This is a genomic window from Nonomuraea diastatica, assembly GCF_004349015.1.
Classification (GTDB): domain Bacteria; phylum Actinomycetota; class Actinomycetes; order Streptosporangiales; family Streptosporangiaceae; genus Nonomuraea; species Nonomuraea diastatica.
The window spans coordinates 1-18653 of record NZ_SMKP01000057.1; the positions used below are offsets into that span (position 1 = coordinate 1).

General features: G+C 72.5%; 16 protein-coding genes and 1 riboswitch. All 16 genes read right to left on the minus strand.

Annotated features, from left to right (window positions below):
• On the minus strand, window positions 1–1088 hold a 1088-nt coding region (gene ribD / locus E1294_RS20775), incomplete at its 3' end, for a bifunctional diaminohydroxyphosphoribosylaminopyrimidine deaminase/5-amino-6-(5-phosphoribosylamino)uracil reductase RibD (protein WP_132510539.1).
• A 106-nt stretch (window positions 1089–1194) separates the two neighbouring features.
• A riboswitch (FMN riboswitch) is annotated at window positions 1195–1325 on the minus strand.
• A gap of 88 nt (window positions 1326–1413) precedes the next feature.
• On the minus strand, window positions 1414–2223 hold the full coding sequence (locus tag E1294_RS20780; protein ID WP_132510541.1) for an oxygenase MpaB family protein: 810 nt from the start codon (window positions 2221–2223) through the stop codon (window positions 1414–1416).
• A 35-nt stretch (window positions 2224–2258) separates the two neighbouring features.
• A complete protein-coding gene (gene rpe / locus E1294_RS20785) occupies window positions 2259–2921 on the minus strand; it encodes a ribulose-phosphate 3-epimerase (RefSeq protein WP_132510543.1) in 663 nt (220 codons plus the stop codon).
• Window positions 2922–2932: 11 nt separating this feature from the next.
• On the minus strand, window positions 2933–3910 hold the full coding sequence (locus E1294_RS20790) for a phosphatase PAP2 family protein (RefSeq protein ID WP_165977396.1): 978 nt from the start codon (window positions 3908–3910) through the stop codon (window positions 2933–2935).
• A gap of 109 nt (window positions 3911–4019) precedes the next feature.
• Window positions 4020–5474 (minus strand): RsmB/NOP family class I SAM-dependent RNA methyltransferase, encoded by a 1455-nt coding sequence (locus E1294_RS20795; protein ID WP_132510547.1) that lies wholly within the window; start codon window positions 5472–5474, stop codon window positions 4020–4022.
• Between the two features lie 57 nt (window positions 5475–5531).
• Window positions 5532–6458: a methionyl-tRNA formyltransferase gene (gene fmt / locus E1294_RS20800; RefSeq protein ID WP_132510549.1), complete on the minus strand. Its 927-nt coding sequence runs from the start codon at window positions 6456–6458 to the stop codon at window positions 5532–5534.
• A 4-nt stretch (window positions 6459–6462) separates the two neighbouring features.
• Window positions 6463–7011: a peptide deformylase gene (gene def / locus E1294_RS20805; protein ID WP_132510551.1), complete on the minus strand. Its 549-nt coding sequence runs from the start codon at window positions 7009–7011 to the stop codon at window positions 6463–6465.
• Window positions 7012–7109: 98 nt separating this feature from the next.
• Window positions 7110–8462, minus strand: a complete 1353-nt coding sequence (locus E1294_RS20810) for a hypothetical protein (protein WP_132510553.1) — start codon at window positions 8460–8462, stop codon at window positions 7110–7112.
• 37 nt (window positions 8463–8499) lie between these two features.
• Complete coding sequence (locus E1294_RS20815) at window positions 8500–9972, minus strand: hypothetical protein (protein ID WP_132510555.1); 1473 nt, start codon at window positions 9970–9972, stop codon at window positions 8500–8502.
• A 49-nt stretch (window positions 9973–10021) separates the two neighbouring features.
• Window positions 10022–12853, minus strand: a complete 2832-nt coding sequence (locus E1294_RS20820; protein ID WP_132510557.1) for a primosomal protein N' — start codon at window positions 12851–12853, stop codon at window positions 10022–10024.
• A 396-nt stretch (window positions 12854–13249) separates the two neighbouring features.
• Entirely contained in the window at window positions 13250–14437 is a 1188-nt protein-coding gene (gene metK / locus E1294_RS20825) for a methionine adenosyltransferase (RefSeq protein ID WP_132510559.1), read from the minus strand.
• Between the two features lie 129 nt (window positions 14438–14566).
• On the minus strand, window positions 14567–14890 hold the full coding sequence (locus E1294_RS20830) for a hypothetical protein (protein ID WP_132510561.1): 324 nt from the start codon (window positions 14888–14890) through the stop codon (window positions 14567–14569).
• A 173-nt stretch (window positions 14891–15063) separates the two neighbouring features.
• The gene (coaBC, locus tag E1294_RS55925; protein ID WP_246083153.1) at window positions 15064–16671 is read right to left on the minus strand and encodes a bifunctional phosphopantothenoylcysteine decarboxylase/phosphopantothenate--cysteine ligase CoaBC; all 1608 of its coding nucleotides are present in this window, start codon (window positions 16669–16671) and stop codon (window positions 15064–15066) included.
• An 8-nt stretch (window positions 16672–16679) separates the two neighbouring features.
• A complete protein-coding gene (gene rpoZ, locus E1294_RS20845) occupies window positions 16680–16949 on the minus strand; it encodes a DNA-directed RNA polymerase subunit omega (protein ID WP_132510563.1) in 270 nt (89 codons plus the stop codon).
• Window positions 16950–16954: 5 nt separating this feature from the next.
• The gene (gene gmk / locus E1294_RS20850) at window positions 16955–17548 is read right to left on the minus strand and encodes a guanylate kinase (protein ID WP_220447842.1); all 594 of its coding nucleotides are present in this window, start codon (window positions 17546–17548) and stop codon (window positions 16955–16957) included.
• A gap of 115 nt (window positions 17549–17663) precedes the next feature.
• A complete protein-coding gene (gene mihF / locus E1294_RS20855) occupies window positions 17664–17987 on the minus strand; it encodes an integration host factor, actinobacterial type (RefSeq protein WP_020541698.1) in 324 nt (107 codons plus the stop codon).
• Window positions 17988–18653 lie beyond the last annotated feature (666 nt).

Below are 18653 nucleotides of genomic sequence, written 5' to 3' on the forward strand. Positions count from 1 at the left end.
GGCCGGGCGATCAACCGAAGATCCGGCCCAATAAGGGAAAAGTCATCAAAGGTCAGGCGGTGGATCTCGCCGATCGTGCCCACCCCCGCCGCACCGAGCGCGGCACTTCCCGAGCCGAGCAGCGCGGGCGCCACGTAGGCCAGCACCCGGTCGGCCAGGCCCTGCCTGACGAACGAGCCGGCCAGCGTGGGGCCGCCTTCCAGGAACACCCCGACCACCTCGCGCGCGGCCAGCTCCCGCAGAAGGGCACGCAGGTCGAGGCCGTCCTCGTGGCGGGGCAGGCGCAGCAGGTCGGCTTTGAGGCCGGTGCGGGCGTCGTCGGCCACCGCGACGAGCGTGGGCGCCCGGTCGTCGAGCACCCTGGCGTGCTGAGGGGTGCGGCCCTCGGTGTCGATCACAACCCGCAACGGGGCACGGACGCCCCGGGCCGGACCGTCGCGACCGGCTCCGGGCGCCCGGGCGGTGAGGCTGGGATCGTCGGCCAGGACGGTGCCGATGCCGGCCACGATCGCGTCGGCGGCGGCGCGCATCCGGTGCACGTCGGCCCGCGCCTCGGGAGAGGTGATCCACTGGCTGGTGCCGTCTTCGGCGGCCGACCTGCCGTCGAGCGTCGCGGCGAACTTCCAGGTCACGTGGGAACGCCCGAGCCGCGCGTACGTGAGCCACTCCTCGTTGCCCCGCTCGGCCGCGCCGGCGAGCACCCCGGACATCACGGGCACCCCGTGCGCCCGCAGCCGCGCGGCCCCGCCCGCGGCCGTCGGGCTGGGGTCGGCCACCGCGATCACCACCCGCGCGATCCCCGCGTCGAGCAGCGCCCGGCTGCACGGGCCCGTCCTGCCGGTGTGGTCGCAGGGCTCGAGGGTCACGTAGGCGGTGCCGCCACGGGCCCGCTCTCCGGCCTGCGCCAGCGCGACGATCTCGGCGTGCGGCCCGCCGGCGTACGCGTGGAACCCCTCGCCCGCCACCTCGCCGGCCGCGTCGAGCACGACGCAGCCCACGACGGGATTGGGGCTGGTGGTGCCGCGCCCGTGCCCGGCCAGCTCGATGGCGCGCGCCATGTGCGCGGCGTCCTGCTCGGGAGTCTCCACCCGGGTCTCCTACTCGCCAGTAGCTCTTCGCCACGGCGGGCCCCGGGGGACGTGCGATGGTGCACCCGTGCACCAACGCAGGCGCCCGGCTGGGACACCGGACACCTCGCGCGCTTCCTCCCATCCGGACTTTAACCGTCGGTCCCGGAATTTCACCGGGTCAACCGGCCGATGGCATCGGCCGGGTCGCGGACTGTCACCGCCGGTTCGGAATTTCACCGACCCCGGAGCACGCTAGCTCTTCTCACCTACCAGTCTGCCATGCCCTGATCCGCGCGCGCGACCACCCTGGGCACAATGACCAACCGACCGCTTGGTCAACGCCTCAGGCTGCCATGATGCGATGCGCGCGTTTGGCCGCCAGGCTGTGGAGTGCGTGCCCGGGGACCAGCCCGATCCCGGTGTGCAGCGTCCGCAGCGTGGCGGTCGCCCACAGGTCGCCGACCGGCGTGGCGGGCAGCCCGTACAGCCGTCTCGCCCAGCGCGGCAGCGTGGCGAACGCCAGCAGCGTCAGCGCCGGCATCGCCGGCTTGAGCGGCGTGAGCAGCGCCGGGAGCGGAGCGTTGAGCGACAGGCGCAGCGGGTGGGCCGCCTCGGGGACGAAGCGCAGCCCCGGCCGCTCGGCGTCGATGTAGGCGCGCAGCTCCGCCACCGAGCCGGGCACCTCCTCCGCCGGCAACCCCACGACCTCGGCGGCCCGCCGCCACTCCGCGACGAACGTGTCGGCCTCGTCGTCCGTCAGCCGCACCCCCGCCCTGCGGGCGACCGACAGGTAGGAGTCGACCTCGCCGACGTGCACCCAGCGCAGCGCTTCGGGCTCGTCGAGGTGGAACGTGGTGCCGGTGTCGGGGTCGTGGGCGGTCAGCCTGGCATGGATCTTGCGTACGCGGCGGCCGGCACGCTCGACCTCCGCGCGGGTGCCGTACGTGCGCACGCGGACGAACTCGGTCGTGCGGACGAACCGCGACCAGGCTTCGTTCGGATCCATGAGCGCGGAGTTCTGCAGCACCCCGCGCATCGCCCGCGGATGCAGCCCCTGCATCAGCAGGGCGCGAATGCCGCCCACCAGTAGAATCGGCTCGCCCATCACCCGCCACGTCACCGAGCGGGGCCCGAAGATGCCATGGTCGCCCATAAGTGCATGGTTACCCAGACAACGGACACTTCATGTCACGAACCGGCGCGCTCGGCCGCCGCCCTGAGCGCGTCGACGGCGGCCATGGGGTCGGACGCGCCGAAGACGGCGCTGCCCGCCACGAACACGTCGGCGCCCGCCTCGGCGCAACGCTCGATGGTCTCGCCGGTCACCCCGCCGTCCACCTGCAGCCACACACGCCCGCCGTGCTTGTCGACGAGCTCGCGCGCCCGTCGCAGCTTCGGCAGCACCACGTCGAGGAACTTCTGCCCGCCGAACCCCGGCTCGACGGTCATCAGCAGCAGCATGTCGACCTCGCCCAGCAGGTCTTCGAACGGCTCGACCGCCGTGGCCGGGCTGAGCGCGAGGCCCGCCCTCGCCCCGAGCGCCCGGATCTCGCGCAGCGTGCGGACGGGGGCCCGCGCCGCCTCCGCGTGGATGGTGACGCTGCCGGCGCCCGCCTCCGCGTACGGCGGCGCCCAGCGGTCGGGCTCGGCGATCATGAGGTGGCAGTCGAGCGGCTTGTCGGTCGCCTTGCGCAGCGACTCGACCACCGGCAGGCCCAAGGTGAGGTTGGGCACGAAGTGGTAGTCCATCACGTCGACGTGCAGCCAGTCGGCGTTGGGCACGGCGGCGGCCTCGTCGGCGAGCCTGGCGAAGTCGGCGGCGAGGATGCTGGGCGAGATCTGTACGGCCATGATGCGCCAGTCTATTGAACGGCCCCCACCCGTCTCGCCGGGGACATCAGCCCGAGCCTGATGAACAACACCGGCGCTCCGAGCTGCACCCAGAGCGCCACCAGCGCGTACCCGGCATACAGGACGACGCCGGTCTGCGGCAGCAGCTCGCGCATCACGTAGAAGACGGCCGCGGCGACGAGCGTGCCGAGCAGCCAGCGGGCGACGCGCATGCCGGGCGGCCCGCCCGCGTCGAACCAGCCGATCCGGTGCATGATCGAGGCGCCCGCCAGCGTGCCCGCCAGCAGCCCGGCGAGGATGACGACCCGGTCGAGGTTCTCGGGGTCGATGGCGCCGGCCGGGCTCCACGCCGCGGGCGGCGACCAGCCGGCGTAGGGGGCGTTGATGAGCGCCCCCGCGCCGATCAGCGCCAACGACAGCGCCGCGGAGGCGGCCAGCTGCGCCCACAGCGCCTGCCGCCGCCACCACGCCGTAACGGGGCGTTCCAGCCTCATGACGAGCATCAGCACGACCACCCCGAGCAGCACCCCGGTCACGACGTCGGAGACGAAGTGCACGCCGAGGTAGACCCGGCTCAGGCACACCAGCCCGACGAGCCCGCCCGCCGCCCACCACGCCCGCGGCCCGCCCGACAGCGAGGCGAGCCGGCCCACGCCCGCCGTGCCGCTCTGGGCGTGCCCCGACGGCAGCCCGAACGCTCCCTCATGCGACAGCGGGCGGACGCGGGCGTCGATCCAGTATGGCCTCGGCTGGTGCCAGGCGAGCTTGGCGAGCGCGTTCGTGGCGCCCGCCAGCATCACCGTGAGCCCGAGGCGCAGGGCGAGCGCGGGGTTGACGCACCAGTAGAGCACGGGCAGGCACAGCAGGTAGAAGGTGTCGGTGCCGAGCGCCGACACCAGCTCCATCACCGGCAGGACCCACTCGGGCCACTGTTGCAGCCAGATGATCGGCCCGAGCTCCGCCAGGTGCAACTCGTCCAGGAGATCCATCCTGCCCATCGTGTCCCATCCGCGCGCCTTCCTGCCCTGCGCGCCGCTCCCGGCGGCGGGATTCGCGCCGTACCGGCTCGGTGAGCTGGGCGGACGGCGCGCGTAACGATCAGTGACGCTTACGCAGCAGGGCCAGGAACATGGCGTCGGTGCCGTGCCGGTGCGGCCAGAACTGGGCGTGCGGCCCCTCCCCCAGGCCTTCGACGCCCGGCAGGTAGGCTCGCGCGTCGAGTTGCTCGGCGTCCTTCCTGCGGGCCGTGACGTCGCCGACCACGACCCGGGTCTCGGCAAGATGGGGCGAGCAGGTCACGTACGCCACGACGCCCCCCGGACGCACGGCGTCGAGCGCCGTGCCGAGCAGCCGCCGCTGCAGCTTGCCCAGGTCGCCGATGCCGGCCGGATCGCGCCGCCAGCGCGCCTCAGGACGCCGCCGCAACGCGCCGAGCCCGGTGCAGGGCGCGTCGAGCATGACCCGGTCGAACGCGCCCTCCCGCCAGGCCGGCTCGGTGCCGTCGGCGGTGACCACGCAGGCGTCCCTGGTGGTCTGCCAGACCAGCCTCGCCCGGTGGTGCTGCAGGTCGGCGGCCAGCAGCCGGGCCCCACCCGGAAAGGCCACAGGCCCAGGACCGGCGACGGGCACTCCGGCGTCGAGCCCCGCCAGGTCTCCGTGGACGGCGATGGCGTCCAGCAGCCCGGCCTTGCCGCCGGGGCCCGCGCACAGGTCGAGCCAGCGCTCCTCGCCGTCGCCGTCGATCGGCACCCGGGTCAGGGCGAGCGCCACCAGCTGGCTGGCTTCGTCCTGCACGGCGGCGCGCGTCTCGCCGACCGCCGCGATCTGGCCGGGATCGCCCTCACGCAGGTAGGCGGCGTAGGGGGAGTAGCGGGCCGGCGCGGCGCCCGCCTTCTCCAGCTCCGCCATCGAGCTGCGCCCCGGCCGGGCGACCAGCGTCACCAGCGGGCGGGCGTTGTCGGCCTCGAGCAGCGCGGTCATCTCCTCAGGGCCGCCCAGCGCGTCGCGGAACGCGGAGACGATCCACCGGGGATGTCCGTGGGCGACGGCGAGGTGACCGACCGGGTCGGCGGCCGGATCGGGCGCGACAATGGGCAGCCACTCCTCGATCGTCCTGGACCCGATCTTGCGGAGCACCGCGTTGACGAACTTGGCCGCACCCGCGCCGATGCGCAGGCGTACGAGGTCGACCGTGGTGCCGACGGCCGCGTGCGGCGGCACGCGCATGCGCAGCAGCTGGTGCGCGCCGAGCCTGAGGGCATCGAGCACATCGGGGTCGGGCGCGCGGTCACTGCACGTCTCGATGATCGCTTCGTAGGTGCCGAGGCCGCGCAGGGTGCCGTAGGTGAGCTCGGTGGCCAGCGCCGCGTCACGCCCCCTGATCCCGCGCTCGCGCAGCAGGCGCGGCAGCAACAGGTTGGCGTACGCGTCGCGCTCGTCGACGGCGCGCACGACGTCGAAGGCCGCGTTGCGGGCCGGGTCGCGCGCCGGTTTCTGTTTCTGGGGCCTGCGCGTACGGTTGCCGCCGGCCCCCTGGTGCCCCCTGGTCGTCATGCCCTCAGACTTTCCGCGCGGCCTGGCCGGCACCCCACCGGGGCCGGTCGGGCAGGGTCACTTGAAGCTCTCTTCGCCTTCCGGGCGGACCCCTCGGGCCCACTCGACGGCCCCCATCAGCCGCTTGCCCTGCGGCTGCACGTCGCCGAGCTCCACCGCGTCGGTCGCGGTGCCCACCCGCACCGAGGTCTTCGACGCGGCGATCTCCCCCGGCCCGAGCGGCTCGCCGGCGAGCACCCGCACCGGGCCGAGCTTCACCCGCTGCCCCCTGAACTCGGTCCACGCGCCGGGGCCCGGGGTGCAGGCCCGGATCAGCCGGTCGATGTGCAGGGCGGGTCTGCCCCAGGCGACCTGGGCGTCGGCGACGGAGATCTTGGGCGCGACGCTCACGCCGTCGGCCGGCTGGGGCCGGGCCTCCAGGTCGCCGTCCTCGACACCGTCGAGGGTGGCGGCGAGCAGGCCCGCCCCCGAGACCGACAGGCGTTCCAGCAGGGCGCCGCTCGTGTCGGACGCCCGGATCTCCTCGGTGACCACGCCGTAGACGGGCCCGGCGTCGAGCTCCTTGACGATCTGGAACGTGCTCGCGCCGGTGATCTCGTCACCGTGCAGGATGGCGTGCTGGACGGGGGCGGCCCCGCGCCAGGCGGGCAGGATCGAGAAGTGCAGGTTGATCCAGCCGTGCCGGGGCACGTCGAGGGCGGACTGCGGAAGCAGCGCGCCGTAGGCGACCACCGGGCAGCAGTCGGGCTCGAGAGCGCGCAGCCGGTCGAGGAAGGCGGGATCGCCGGCCTTCTGCGGGCGCAGCACCTCGATGCCCGCCTCCTCGGCGAGCTCGGCCACCGGAGAGGGGTGGACCTTGCGGCCCCGGCCGGAATGGGCGTCGGGACGGGTGACGACCGCCACCACGTCGTGCCGGGGCGAGTCGATGAGGGTGCGCAGCGACGGCAGCGCCGTCGAAGGTGTGCCCGCGAAGACCAGTCGCATGCTCTCAGAGCGCCTTTCCGCCGGTGGGGTGCGGCGAGGCCTTGATCACGGGAGCGGACAACCCGCTCCACTCGGCCTCGCGCACGGCCTTCATGGCGAGCTTGCGCTGCTTGGGGTCCATGCGGTCGATGAACAGGATGCCGTCGAGGTGGTCGGTCTCGTGCTGGAAGCACCGGGCCATCAGGTCGGTGCCCTCAAGGACGACGGGCTCGCCGTGCATGGTGAAGCCTTTGGCCACGGCGCGGACGGCGCGCGGCGTCGGGAACGACAGGCCGGGGAAGGACAGGCAGCCCTCCTCGCCCTCCTCGTCGATCTCCGGGGACAGGTCGAGGTCGGGGTTGATCAGGTGGCCGAGCTGATCGTCGACGTAGTAGGTGAACACCCGCAGCCCGACGCCGATCTGCGGCGCCGCCAGGCCCGCGCCCGGAGCGTCCATCATCGTGTCGGTGAGGTCTTTGACCAGCTTGCGGAGCTCCTTGTCGAAGTCGACGACCGGGGCCGCCGGGGTGCGCAGCACCGGATCTCCGAACAGCCGGATCGACTGGATCGCCAAGGGGGTCACTCCGTTTCTCGAATGTGGATCAGCCCAGTTTAGTAGAGCATGTCACCTGCGAGAGGCCTCCCGCGCCGCCGCGGCCGGCGGCGGGCGGCTCACCTGCGCGGGGCCGTCGTGCGCGGGCCGTCGTGCGCCAGCGAGCGGGCCTTCATCGCGGCCTTGCGCGCCGCCTTGACCACGGCCTGGTCGTCGTGGGCGGTGGCGAGCATGTCGAGCACCGCGATCGTGTCGGGGTGACCGACCGCGGGCATCTCGCCGACCAGCTTGATCAGGTCTTCGCCGGGCTCGGGAGTGTCGAGCCGGCCGGCCGCGTGACCCGACAGGTGCATGAGCGCGGCCAGGGAGTCGACCGCGATCCAGGTGTGGTCGTCCGGGCTGAGCGCCGGCGCCTCGAGGTCGCGGATGTGCAACCACGAGGCGGCGTAGCGGCGCATCAGCGGATCGCCGAGCGCCTCCCTGACGGGCTGCTCGGCCTCCGGGCCGAGCTCTTCCAGGATCGCGCCCACCGCGCCGCGCTGGCCCGCCGTGCCGGAGGCGGCGATCTCGACCAGGGCGCGGGCGGCCGACTCGGGCGAGCGGCGCTCCAGCCACCCCGCGACGGCGCTCTGCGTGGCCACTCCCTTGACCAGCTCGGCGACCAGCTCGGCCGCGGACAGGTCGGCATACACCTCGACCTCGGCCGCGGTCGGCGCGTCGTGGCCCTCGCGCAGCAGGTCGCGGCGGATGGCCCAGACGCCGATCGGGGTGAGCGCGGTGCGGCCCGCGGCGGTCTGCTCGACGAGCCCGCAGTAGGTCAGCAGCGACAGCGCCTCCAGCAGCTCGGCGGGCAGCGCCGCGGCGAGCCTGCGCATCTCGACCGGGCCGGGCGCGCAGGCGACCTCGTGGGACTGGAGGATGCCGCGGGCGAGGTTGGCGGTGGCGACGCCCGAGCGCACGGAGTAGATCGTGGCGAGCATCTCGGCCAGGTGGCCGTCGACCACGGCCGAGCCCGTCAGGCCCTCGTCGGCGCGGTCGAGCACATCCATGACCACGCCGTCCCAGAACTCCAGCGTGGCCTCGACGGTGAGCTGCATCGACAGCGGCCCTCGCGAGGCCCGCCCGCCGAGGATCTGCAGCAGCCCGGTGTTGACGGCGACGATCCAGATCAGGCGCAGCCGGGAGGCCGGCACCCCGAGCTCCTCGGCCGCGGCCCGCGCGGCGGCCTCGTCGAGGTGCCCCTCCGCGGTCACCTGCCGGGTGCCCGTCCAGCTCGTGAGCCTGATGGCGTCGGCGACCAGCGGGACCGCGGGCACCGCCCTGGCCAGCTCGGCGTCGGGCGCCAGCAGGACCGGCGGGAACGTCAGCGCCTCATGCTCCACGGGAGTCTCCACAGGAGGCCGTGACGGCACGGCGGGCTGCTCATCGATCAGCTTGCGCAGCTCGGCGAGGTCGAAGACATTGTTGGCCACCCACGAAACTTACTGCACACGAGTCACATGAGCGTACTCAACGGATGGCCCGGGATCGCGCTTTGAACGCGGCCTTGCGGGCCGCCTTGGCGACCGTGCCGTCGGGTATGGAGCGTCCGAGCAGCTCGAGAACGTCGACGACGTCGGGGTGGTCGACCCGCCACATCTCCTCGATCATGTGGGCGGGCGGGCCGGAGGCGGCCATGTTCTCGGCGAACACCTCGAGGTCCTCCTCGGCCGCCGGCATCGCGAGCGCGAGCATGTCGACGCTGACCCAGAGCAGTTCCTCCTGGGTGAGCTGCGGCGCGGGCAGCCCCCTGGCGGCCAGCCAGTGGATGGCGTGCGGACGCAGCTCCTGGTCGTCGAGATAGTCGCGCACCTGCGGCTCCGCCTCGGGCCCGAGCCGGTCGACGATGGTGATCGCGATGCCGCGGGCCACGGCGGGCGCGCCGGAGGCTGCGCCCAGCAGCTCTGCCGCGGCCTCGCCGGCCTCCCTGCCGGTCAGCCAGCGGCTGATGTCGTCCTCGGCCAGCTCGGCGGGCACGCCTTCGAGCAGCCCTTCGATGAGGCCGCGGGCGTCGGCCTCGGCCAGGTCGGACGCCTGCGGGGCGTCGAGCCCCAGCGAGAGGTAGTGCTCGCGCAACCCCCACACCGCCAGCGGCGTGAGCTCCGCGGTGTCGCCGGTGACCTCGATCATGCCGTGCCAGGCCAGCCGGTCGAGCACGGCGCCGAGGTCGGCCCCGCCGTCGCCGGCGATCTCGTCGAGATAGTCGCCGATCACGGTGACGGGGACCCGCACCTGGAGCCGGTAGAGCATGTCGAACAGGTCGTAGAGGCCCCCGTCGAGCTCGGCCGAGCCGGTGACCGCCCCCCGCGTGCCCGGCTCCAGCATGCGGGCCACCGCCTGCGCCCACGCCTCCATCGGGTCGCCGCCGCTCTCCGGCAGCGGCTGCTCGGCCAGCATCGGCACCGCGGCGAGCCCGGCGCGCAGGTCGTCGGCGGAGGCCAGCCGGGCGGCCGGCAGCGGCGTGCAGCCAGGGCAGTCGCAGGGCGCCTCGCCCAGATCGGGCACTTCGCCGGACGGGATGGCGATCGACTGCTCGAGCGACTCGGGTCCGATGGAGCTGAAGAGGCTCTTGGCCATGCCGAAGTTGGCCGGGTCGGCGAGAGCCTCCGGCATGCGTGGCTCGATGTCGTCGAGCCTGCCGCGCATGAGCGCCGCCGTCTCCTCGCCGATCGCGCCGCGCTCGCTGAGGTAGGCCACCAGCGTGCGGGCCGCGGACACGGTCTCCCGCGCGCTCTCCGGCGGCGCGATGACCTTGCGCGGATAGATGGACAGCAGCAGCTCATCGAACGTCTCAGGGGTGAAGTCACCCAGCTCGTTGACGTTGAGGTAGTCGCTGGCGTAGTCGCAGAGCAGGCGGACCTCGTCCGCGTCCACTTCGACGTCCCGCGAGCGCCCCCAGGCACGCAGGTCGTCGATGGCCTGGTTCACCCATTCGATCGACACAGGGGCACGCTAACGGCTGGCCATGAGATGAGCGAATCGGGGAAACGGTTTAAATCAGGTCGAGCGGGTCGACACTCACCCTCACCACCTCCGGTGTCTTGCGCGCCGCGCGCACCCCGCTGGCGCCCTTGAGCGCGGCCGCCAGCGCGGCGCCGCCGGCCCGGCGTACCCGGATCATGGCGCGTTCCTGCCCCGGCTCGTCCACCGGCACGGGGCCGAGCACCTGGGCGTCGGGGGGCAGGCGTACCTCGTCGAGCATCTGCCTGACCGCGCTCGCCGCGCCCGTGAGCGTCGCCATCCGCACCGCAGGCGGGAAGCCGAGCTCGGCCCGCTCGCCGAGCTCACGCTCGGCGTGCGTGATGGGATCCCACCTGACCAGTGCCTGTACGGCGGACAGCGCGGCGTCCCCGAGCACGACCAGCTCGGAGGCGGGGCGGAGCAGGGCGGCGGCGTTCATCCAGCGGCGCACCGCCTCCTCGGCCGCCCTCAGGTCGGCCCTGCCGAGCAGCGCCCACCCGTCGAGCAGCACGGCCGCCGCGTACCCCCCTTCCGCCACGGGTTCGGCGCCGGGGGTGGCGACGACCAGCGCGCGAGTGGACGGCACGGTGGCCAGCACGCCGTCACGGCCCGACGTGCGCACCGGCACGGACGGGAAGACCCTGCCGAGCTCCTCCGCCGTACGCCTGGCCCCCGTGACGACGGCGCGCAGCCGGGGGCTTCCGCAGGACGGGCACCGCCAGCGCGCGTCCACCCGGCCGCACCAGCGGCAGTAGGGGGCGGCGTGACCGCCCCTGAGCGCCAGCGGACCATGACACAGCGGCCCACTCCCGCCCGCCCCGCGGGCTCCGGTCGCTCCAGCCCGGCCGGGCTCGCTCTCCTGACGGGCGGGGTGCTCACGGCGGGCGCCTGCGCCCGGCTGCGCGGCCTGGGGCGGGCCGCCGGGCCGGGACGGTGCGGTGAGCGGGCCGTCGGCGCCGAGCCACCCGGTCTGGGACGGCCCCCGATCCGAACCCGTCGCCTGTCCTGCCTGGGACCGCCCACCAGCCGGACCCGGACCACCAGGCTGGGACCGCCCGCTGACCGGGCCCGCGCCAGCAGGCGGCGCTCCCGGGGACGGCTCGGTGCGGGGGTCCGGGCCGCCGAGCCTGATCGCCCCCGCCATGGCCGAACCGGGGGACCTCTCACTCGACGACGGGAGCGCGGAGACGGCCGTCCTGGTGGGAGGCAGGACACACCGGGCAGGCGCACGGCAGTGCCGGCAGGCCAGGGCGGGCAGGTAGCCGCGTCTCGGCACCTGCACCAGCACCGGTCCCCTCTCCAATCCCTCCCGCAGGGCCCGCCAGGCGATGCTCGGCAGCCTGGCCTGCCGCGCCGCCTGGTCCCTGGCCAGCTCGGCGTCCTCACCCGCTGGGCGCACGCGGGGGGCCAGGCTCCTGATCGTCGTACGGGCGGCCACGATCGGCCTGGCCCAGCGGGAGGCGATAAGCTGCGTGGCCTCAGCGGTGCGCGCGTATCCGCCGATCAGCATCGCCGCGCCGGTCCTGTGCGCCCTGAGCCCGAGCACCTCCCGGGCATGCGGGTACGGGGCCAGGCGCTCGGCGTGCAGATCGTCGCCGTCGTCCCAGATGGCCACCAGGCCGAGATCGGCCACTGGGGCGAACATGGCGGCCCGGGTGCCGACAACGGCCCGCACCTGGCCTCTCAGCACCTTCAGCCACCGCCTGTACCGCTCCGCGGGACCCAGATCTGCCGTGAGCGCCACGTGCCTGCCAGGACCGAGCATCCGCTCGAATTCGGCGTCCGCCAGCGCCACGTCCTTGCCGTCGGGGACCACCAGGATCGCTCCCCTGCCACCGTCCAGCGTCGCCCGTACGGCCTCGGCCATCGGCCTCGCCCACCCGCGGGCGCCGGGCAGGGCCGACCACACGGCACGGGGCGCCCGCCCGCCGCGCAACGCGTCCAGGAAGGACGGTCCGGTGGGGTAGGTGTCCCAGGCGCTCTCCCCCTGCGACGCCTCCCCACCGTCGGCCCGCACCGCCTGCCGACCACATCCGTCCAGCTCTGCCTTCCCGCTGTCGGCCCGCACCGTCTGCTCGGCGCTTCCGGCCGTCCCGGCGCTCCTGGACTCCGCCGCCTGGCCGTCGCTCCCGCTCGGCGCCGCCTGTTCCGGCGACGGGTGCTCCGTCGCCGGGGACACCTGATCCGGCTGGGGCCGCTCCGCCGCACCAGCGGCCTCGACGGGCCGCTCCGCCGCACCGGCCGTCTCGCCGGGCTGCGGCGCCGCAGCGGTCGCTGCCCCAGGCTGAGGCCGCTCCCCCTCGCCGGGACAGGACGCGTTCGCCACGGTGACCGGATCATCGAGCCCGGGTCGAGTATCGGTAGTGGCGCGCGCGGCCGGGACAGGCGCATCGGGAGCCGGCCCCGGCAGGGCCGGCGTCTTGGGGATCTCCGACTCGACCTTGGCATGGCGCGGCGGGATGGCGAGGCGCAGCACGTCGGTCAAAGTGCCCGCGTACCGGTCGGCGACGGCACGGGCCAGCCCGGCGATCTCCGGCGTGAGCACACGCTCAGGAGAGACCACACGTTCGAGAGGCGTGAGCCGCCCTTCGTGCTCGCTCTCCTCGGCCCGTTCCAGCAGGAACCCGTCGACGAGCTTGCCCGCGAACCGCACCCTGACCCGCACGCCCGGCTCGGCCCTCTCGTGCATGGGAGCCGGGACCAGGTAGTCGAAAGAACGGTCGAGGTGCGGCAGCGGGCTGTCCACCACGATCCTCGCCACCGACCGCTCGGGAGCGGGCACGGGAGCGCCTTTGGCGTCCTTGGACGACGCTGGAGGCCGCACGGCGTCGAGCGGCAGGAGGGCGTCGTCGGAGTCGGTCACGCCCTACGTCTACCAGACCTCACCACCCGCGGCGTCCGCCGGCCGCACGCGGCACGAACGCCGGATGCCGCATCCCCGGACAGGGAATGCGGCATCCGATTCACAGATGACAGACCGTTCGCCCATAGGCCCGACCAGGCGTCACAACCCACCGCGTGACCGGAGCGCCGAGGGCCGGAGCCGTAGGCTCTCCCCCCGGCGCTCCCCCGAGCACCCCGGCCAGCTCTGCCCCGGGAACACGTGACGATCAGCACGCTCCAGGACCACCCGGCCGTACGCCGAACCGGCCCCTGGCCCTGCGGAGCCCGGGGTCGGCGCGTCACGTCATGGGGACCGGCGGCGTCCCGCGCCCCAAGACCGGCAGGCCGGGAGAGCGGGACGCCCGAAGCGGCGGGCTCACATGCCGGCGGCGGTGCGCAGGGCCTCGGCGCGGTCGGTGGACTCCCAGGAGAAGCCCTCACGGCCGAAGTGCCCGTAGGCGGCGGTCTCCGAGTAGATGGGCCGCAGCAGGTCGAGGTCGCGGATGAGGGCGGCCGGGCGCAGATCGAACACCTGGAGGACGGCCTCCTGGATCTTCTCCACGGCCACCTTCTCCGTGCCGAAGCACTCCACGAACAGCCCGACCGGCTTGGCCTTGCCGATCGCGTACGCCACCTGGACCTCGCACCGGTCGGCGAGCCCGGCGGCGACGACGTTCTTGGCGACCCAGCGCATCGCGTAGGCGGCCGAGCGGTCGACCTTGGACGGGTCCTTGCCGGAGAAGGCGCCGCCGCCGTGGCGGGCCATGCCGCCGTAGGTGTCAATGATGATCTTGCGCCCGGTGAGCCCGGCGTCGCCCATCGGGCCGCCGATCTCGAAGCGGCCGGTCGGGTTGACCAGCAGGCGGTAGCCCTCGGTGTCGAGGTCGAGCTCCGCGAGCACGGGGTCGACCACGTGCTCCTTGATGTCGGGCGTCAGCATCTCCTTGAGGTCGATCTCCGCGGCGTGCTGCGTCGAGACGACCACGGTGTCGAGCCGGATCGGGGTGTCGCCGTCGTATTCGATGGTGACCTGGGTCTTGCCGTCGGGCCGGAGGTAGGGGACCGTGCCGTTCTTGCGCACCTGGGACAGGCGCAGGGCGAGCCGGTGGGCCAGCGTGATCGGCAGGGGCATCAGCTCGGGGGTCTCACGGCAGGCATAGCCGAACATGAGGCCCTGGTCACCGGCGCCCTGGCGGTCGAGCTCGTCGCCGTCCTCGCCCTGGCGGTGCTCGTAGGCGGCGTCGACACCCTGGGCGATGTCGGGCGACTGCGCGCCGATGGACACCGACACACCGCACGAGGCGCCGTCGAAGCCCTTGTGGGAGGCGTCATAGCCGATCTCAAGGATCTTCTCCCGGATGACGCCAGGGATGTCGACGTAGGTCTCGGTGGTGACCTCGCCTGCGACATGGACCTGGCCGGTAGTGATCATCGTCTCGACGGCGACCCGGCTCTTCGGATCGTCTTTGAGCATGGTGTCGAGAATCGCGTCACTGATCTGGTCGGCGATCTTGTCCGGGTGGCCCTCGGTGACCGACTCGGAGGTGAACAGGCGACGTGACAACTCAGTGGCTCCTCATGCAGCGGCTGCTGACGTATGTGCGGCTCAGGGCCGAACGGGCGGACCTGGGCTTCGCCGAAGTCTAGCCCTACCCGGCGCCCGGCCGCGAAGCCGCACACCGCATGTCGGGCATCACAGGTCGGGCAGTGGATCCGGGGGAAGGGTCTCCGGCGCGAAGACTTCCGCGTCGGCGGCCTTGATCACCGCGGTGTACTCCTCATCGAACTCGAACGCCATCGAGCCCAGCTCGATTATCGGTCCAGGCTCGATGGGGCCCAGCCTGGTGTGCCTCGGAAAGGACGCGAACACCGCGACGGGCCGGTCGCTTCTGAGCGTCCTGGTGGCGAGCACCGAAATAGCCGCATCGGTGACCACGATGAGAAAATGTCCGCTCTCCGCCATTCCCACCGAGTGCGCGGGGAAGACGTAGTGGAGCTCCCCTTGGTCGCCGAGCAATGTCCTACAACGATCCCTGACAGCAGAACCCACCGGCATTCCATCCCCCCTTGCCCCAAGTATCCGCAGGCGTATGGGGGTGTCGCAACATGCCATTTGAAAATGGGTCTGGCACGTTTTGTATATTCTTCGCCGCTCACGTCCCCTATTGCAACCGTTAGTACGGTCCCCGTTCAGGTGAAACGGGCCGCGACGAGATCCCACACGACGTCGGCGAGATCCTCCTTGGGACCGAGCGGCACCTCGACCGGGTCGCCGCCCGCGACGAGCACGGTGGCCGCGTTGTCAGAGGTGCCGAACGCCCGGCCCTCGCCCACCTGATTGACGACCAGCAGGTCACAACCCTTGCGCGCGAGCTTGGCCTGCCCGTTGGCGAGCACGTCGTGCGTCTCGGCTGCGAAGCCCACGATCACCTCAGGGTGCGGCCTTCGCACCGCGCCACCCCCTGCGGCTTCCGGCCGGGCGGCACCGGACGCGACACCGGGGACCGTCTCACCATCGCACGCGACGCCACGCACCACTTCATCACCGGACGCGACACCATGGTCCGTCTCACCATCGGACGCGACCCCACCGGCCGGCTCGCCGGACGCGACAGCCGCCGGGTCAGTCGTACGAACCGGGCCCGGCACGCCCGCCGGACCAGCCACACCGACCGCGCCCGGCATGTCGGCCGGACTCGCACCAGCCGCCGAATCCTGAGCACCGTCCGGGCCTGAGACTCCAGCCGGGTGCGTGACGTTCTCCTTTGCCACGGCGCCCGCTGGATCGCCGACGCCCGCAGGGCCCGCTGGGTCGCCGACACCTGCAGGGCCTGCGGCTCCGGCCGCATCGGAGACGCGGGCCTGGCGACGGCGGCGGCCGAGCTCGGCGAGGATGTCGGGATTTTTCGTCAAGTGGATGGACTGCGGCTCGCCATCCGTCTTCTTGATCTTCTCGTCGTGCCGCGTCGCGGGCCGGAAGTCGGCCACGGCCGCCGCCATCACCACGACATCGGCGTCACCCGAGGCGGCCAGCACCGCATCGCGCAGCTCGGCCGTGGACTCCACCCGCACCACCGTGGCCCCGGCGGGATCGGGCAGCGTGACGTTGGCCGCGACGAGGGTCACCTCGGCCCCGCGGGCGACGGCCGTGCGGGCCAGGGCGTAGCCCTGCAGTCCCGACGAACGATTGCCGATGTAGCGAACGGGGTCGATCGCCTCGCGGGTGCCACCGGCGGACACGACGACCTTGCGCCCGGACAGGTCGCGCGGCCGGCCGCGCCGCACGCGCAGGCAGACCTGGAAGATCTCCGCCGGGTCGGGCAGCCGGCCGGGGCCGCTGTCGGCGCCGGTGAGCCGCCCGGCGGCCGGGTCGATCACGATCGAGCCTCGCTCGCGCAACGTCGTGACGTTGGCGCGGGTAGCGGGATGCTGCCACATCTCGGTGTGCATCGCGGGCGCGAACACGACCGGGCATCTCGCGGTCAGCAGAGTGTTGGTGAGCAGATCGCCCGCCAGCCCGTGCGCCGCCCTGGCGAGCACGTCGGCGGTCGCGGGCGCCACCACGATGAGGTCGGCCTGCTGGCCGATCCGCACGTGGGGCACCTCGTGAACGTCGTCCCACACCTCGGCGGTCACGGGGTTGCCGGACAGGGCGGCCCAGGTGGGCGCGCCCACGAACTTCAGGGCCTCGCGGGTCGGGACGACCCGCACCTCGTGCCCCGACTCGGTGAACAGGCGCAGCAGCTCACAAGCCTTGTACGCGGCGATGCCGCCGCTGACGCCCAGGACGACCTTCATCGAAGGGGTCAGACCGCGCCTTCGATGGGCTCGGCGTTGAGCAGGCCTTCGGAGACCTCGCGCAGCGCGATGGACAGCGGCTTCTCCTGAGCATGCGTCTCGACCAGCGGCCCGACGTATTCCAGCAGGCCCTCGCCGAGCTGGGAGTAGTAGGCGTTGATCTGGCGAGCGCGCTTGGCGCCCATGATCACCAGGGAGTATTTGCTGTCGACGATGTCGAGCAGCGCGTCGATCGGCGGGTTGGTGATGCCCTCCGCGGCCGGGATGGTGCCTGCCACGATTGTCAGACCTCTCGGTTGGTGGTTGTCGTGACCCCCTGAGGGTCAGTCATCAAGGCTATCAGCCGGCGGCACACGTCTTGGACACTCGTGTTCACCAGGGTGAGGTCGAACTCGGATTCGGCGGCCATCTCGATCCGTCCGGCCGCCAGACGGCGTGCGATGACGTCCTCGGGCTCGGTGCCGCGCCCGCGCAGCCGCTTCTCCAGCTCCTCCCAGCTGGGCGGGGCCAGAAAGACCAGCAGCGCCTCCGGCATGCTGCGCCGCACCTGCCTGGCGCCTTCGAGGTCGATCTCCAGCAGGGTCGGTACGCCCTCAGCCAGCTTCTTCAACATTGGCTCGCGCGGCGTGCCGTAGCGGTTGCCCGCGAACTCCGCCCATTCGAGCAGCTCACCGGCCGCCACGAGCCGGTCGAACTCGTCGCCGTCGACGAAGTAGTAGTGGACCCCATGCACCTCACCGGGCCGGGGCCTCCTGGTGGTCACCGAGACCGACAGCCACACTTCGGGGTGTGCCCGCCGGAGCTCGGCGACGACCGTGGACTTGCCGACGCCCGACGGCCCTGAAAGGACCGTCAGCCGTCTCTCGCTCAGGGGCAGGAAGCCGTCCTCCGCTCCCGATCCGACAGTCTCATGGGCACTGACGTCGCCGGACCAGGACCTGTCGGCCACTTCCTACCCCCCGTTGAACCTGCGCTTTCGTGTGGAACAGAGATTAGCTCTCGTTGCCACCGAACTCGCGCTCGAGGGAGGCCCTCTGGTTCGCGCCGAGGCCCCGCACGCGGCGGGACTCGGCGATGGCCAGCCGCTCCATGAGTTGCTTGGCGCGGACCTTGCCCACGCCTGGGAGCGATTCCAACAAAGCCGACACCTTCATCTTGCCGATGACGTCGTCGGTCTGCCCATCCTTGAGCACCTCAGCCAGAGAAACCGCGCCATGCTTAAGCCGGTTCTTGACCTCGGCACGCTCTTTACGGGCCTTGGCAGCCTTCTCCAGGGCTGCGGCGCGCTGCTCGGGGGTCAGGGGAGGAAGAGCCACGCCGGGTCACCTCGAATTTCTGTCGATGTACTCGGACGGGAAGGGAAACTAGCTGGTCATCGCCCCCTAAGCAACGTCAAGAGCACTTTCTCTCGCCACAAAATTCAGTTCATCACTGTCCGTGTTTGTAAAATCACATTGCGCTGATCAAATCGCCGCACTTCCCGCTCAGGGCGGCGGCGCGCGACGATGTCGCGAAACGCAATGAAGATCACATTTCAGCTGTCCAGCATTGTCCGAAATGCCGCCCGCACCTGGGCCGAAACCTTCCGGGCGATCAGTGTGCGACCGCTTCGGGAATGCCTTATGATCTTGGGAGCGGCACCGGACGGCAAGATCCATCTTGCCCGCTCAGCCATGATCCACCGACCCCATGGCGACGGGCGCACGGGCAGGCGCGGCGACCACCTCTGACTCGCGCCCGTCAACCCACACTCGTCGGCTCATGCCTGCGGCCCGGTCACCACCCCGCCGCACGGGACCGACGCGGTGTCCCGACGGCACGACGCCCAGCGCCCCGGCTCGACGGCTCGACGGCTCGACGGCTCGACGGCTCGACGGCTCGACGGCTCGACGGCACAGGATCCAGCGCCACGGATCCGACGCGGCGGCCATGACGGCACGGAATCCAGCACCACAGGCCCACCGCGACGGCACCGGCAGCTG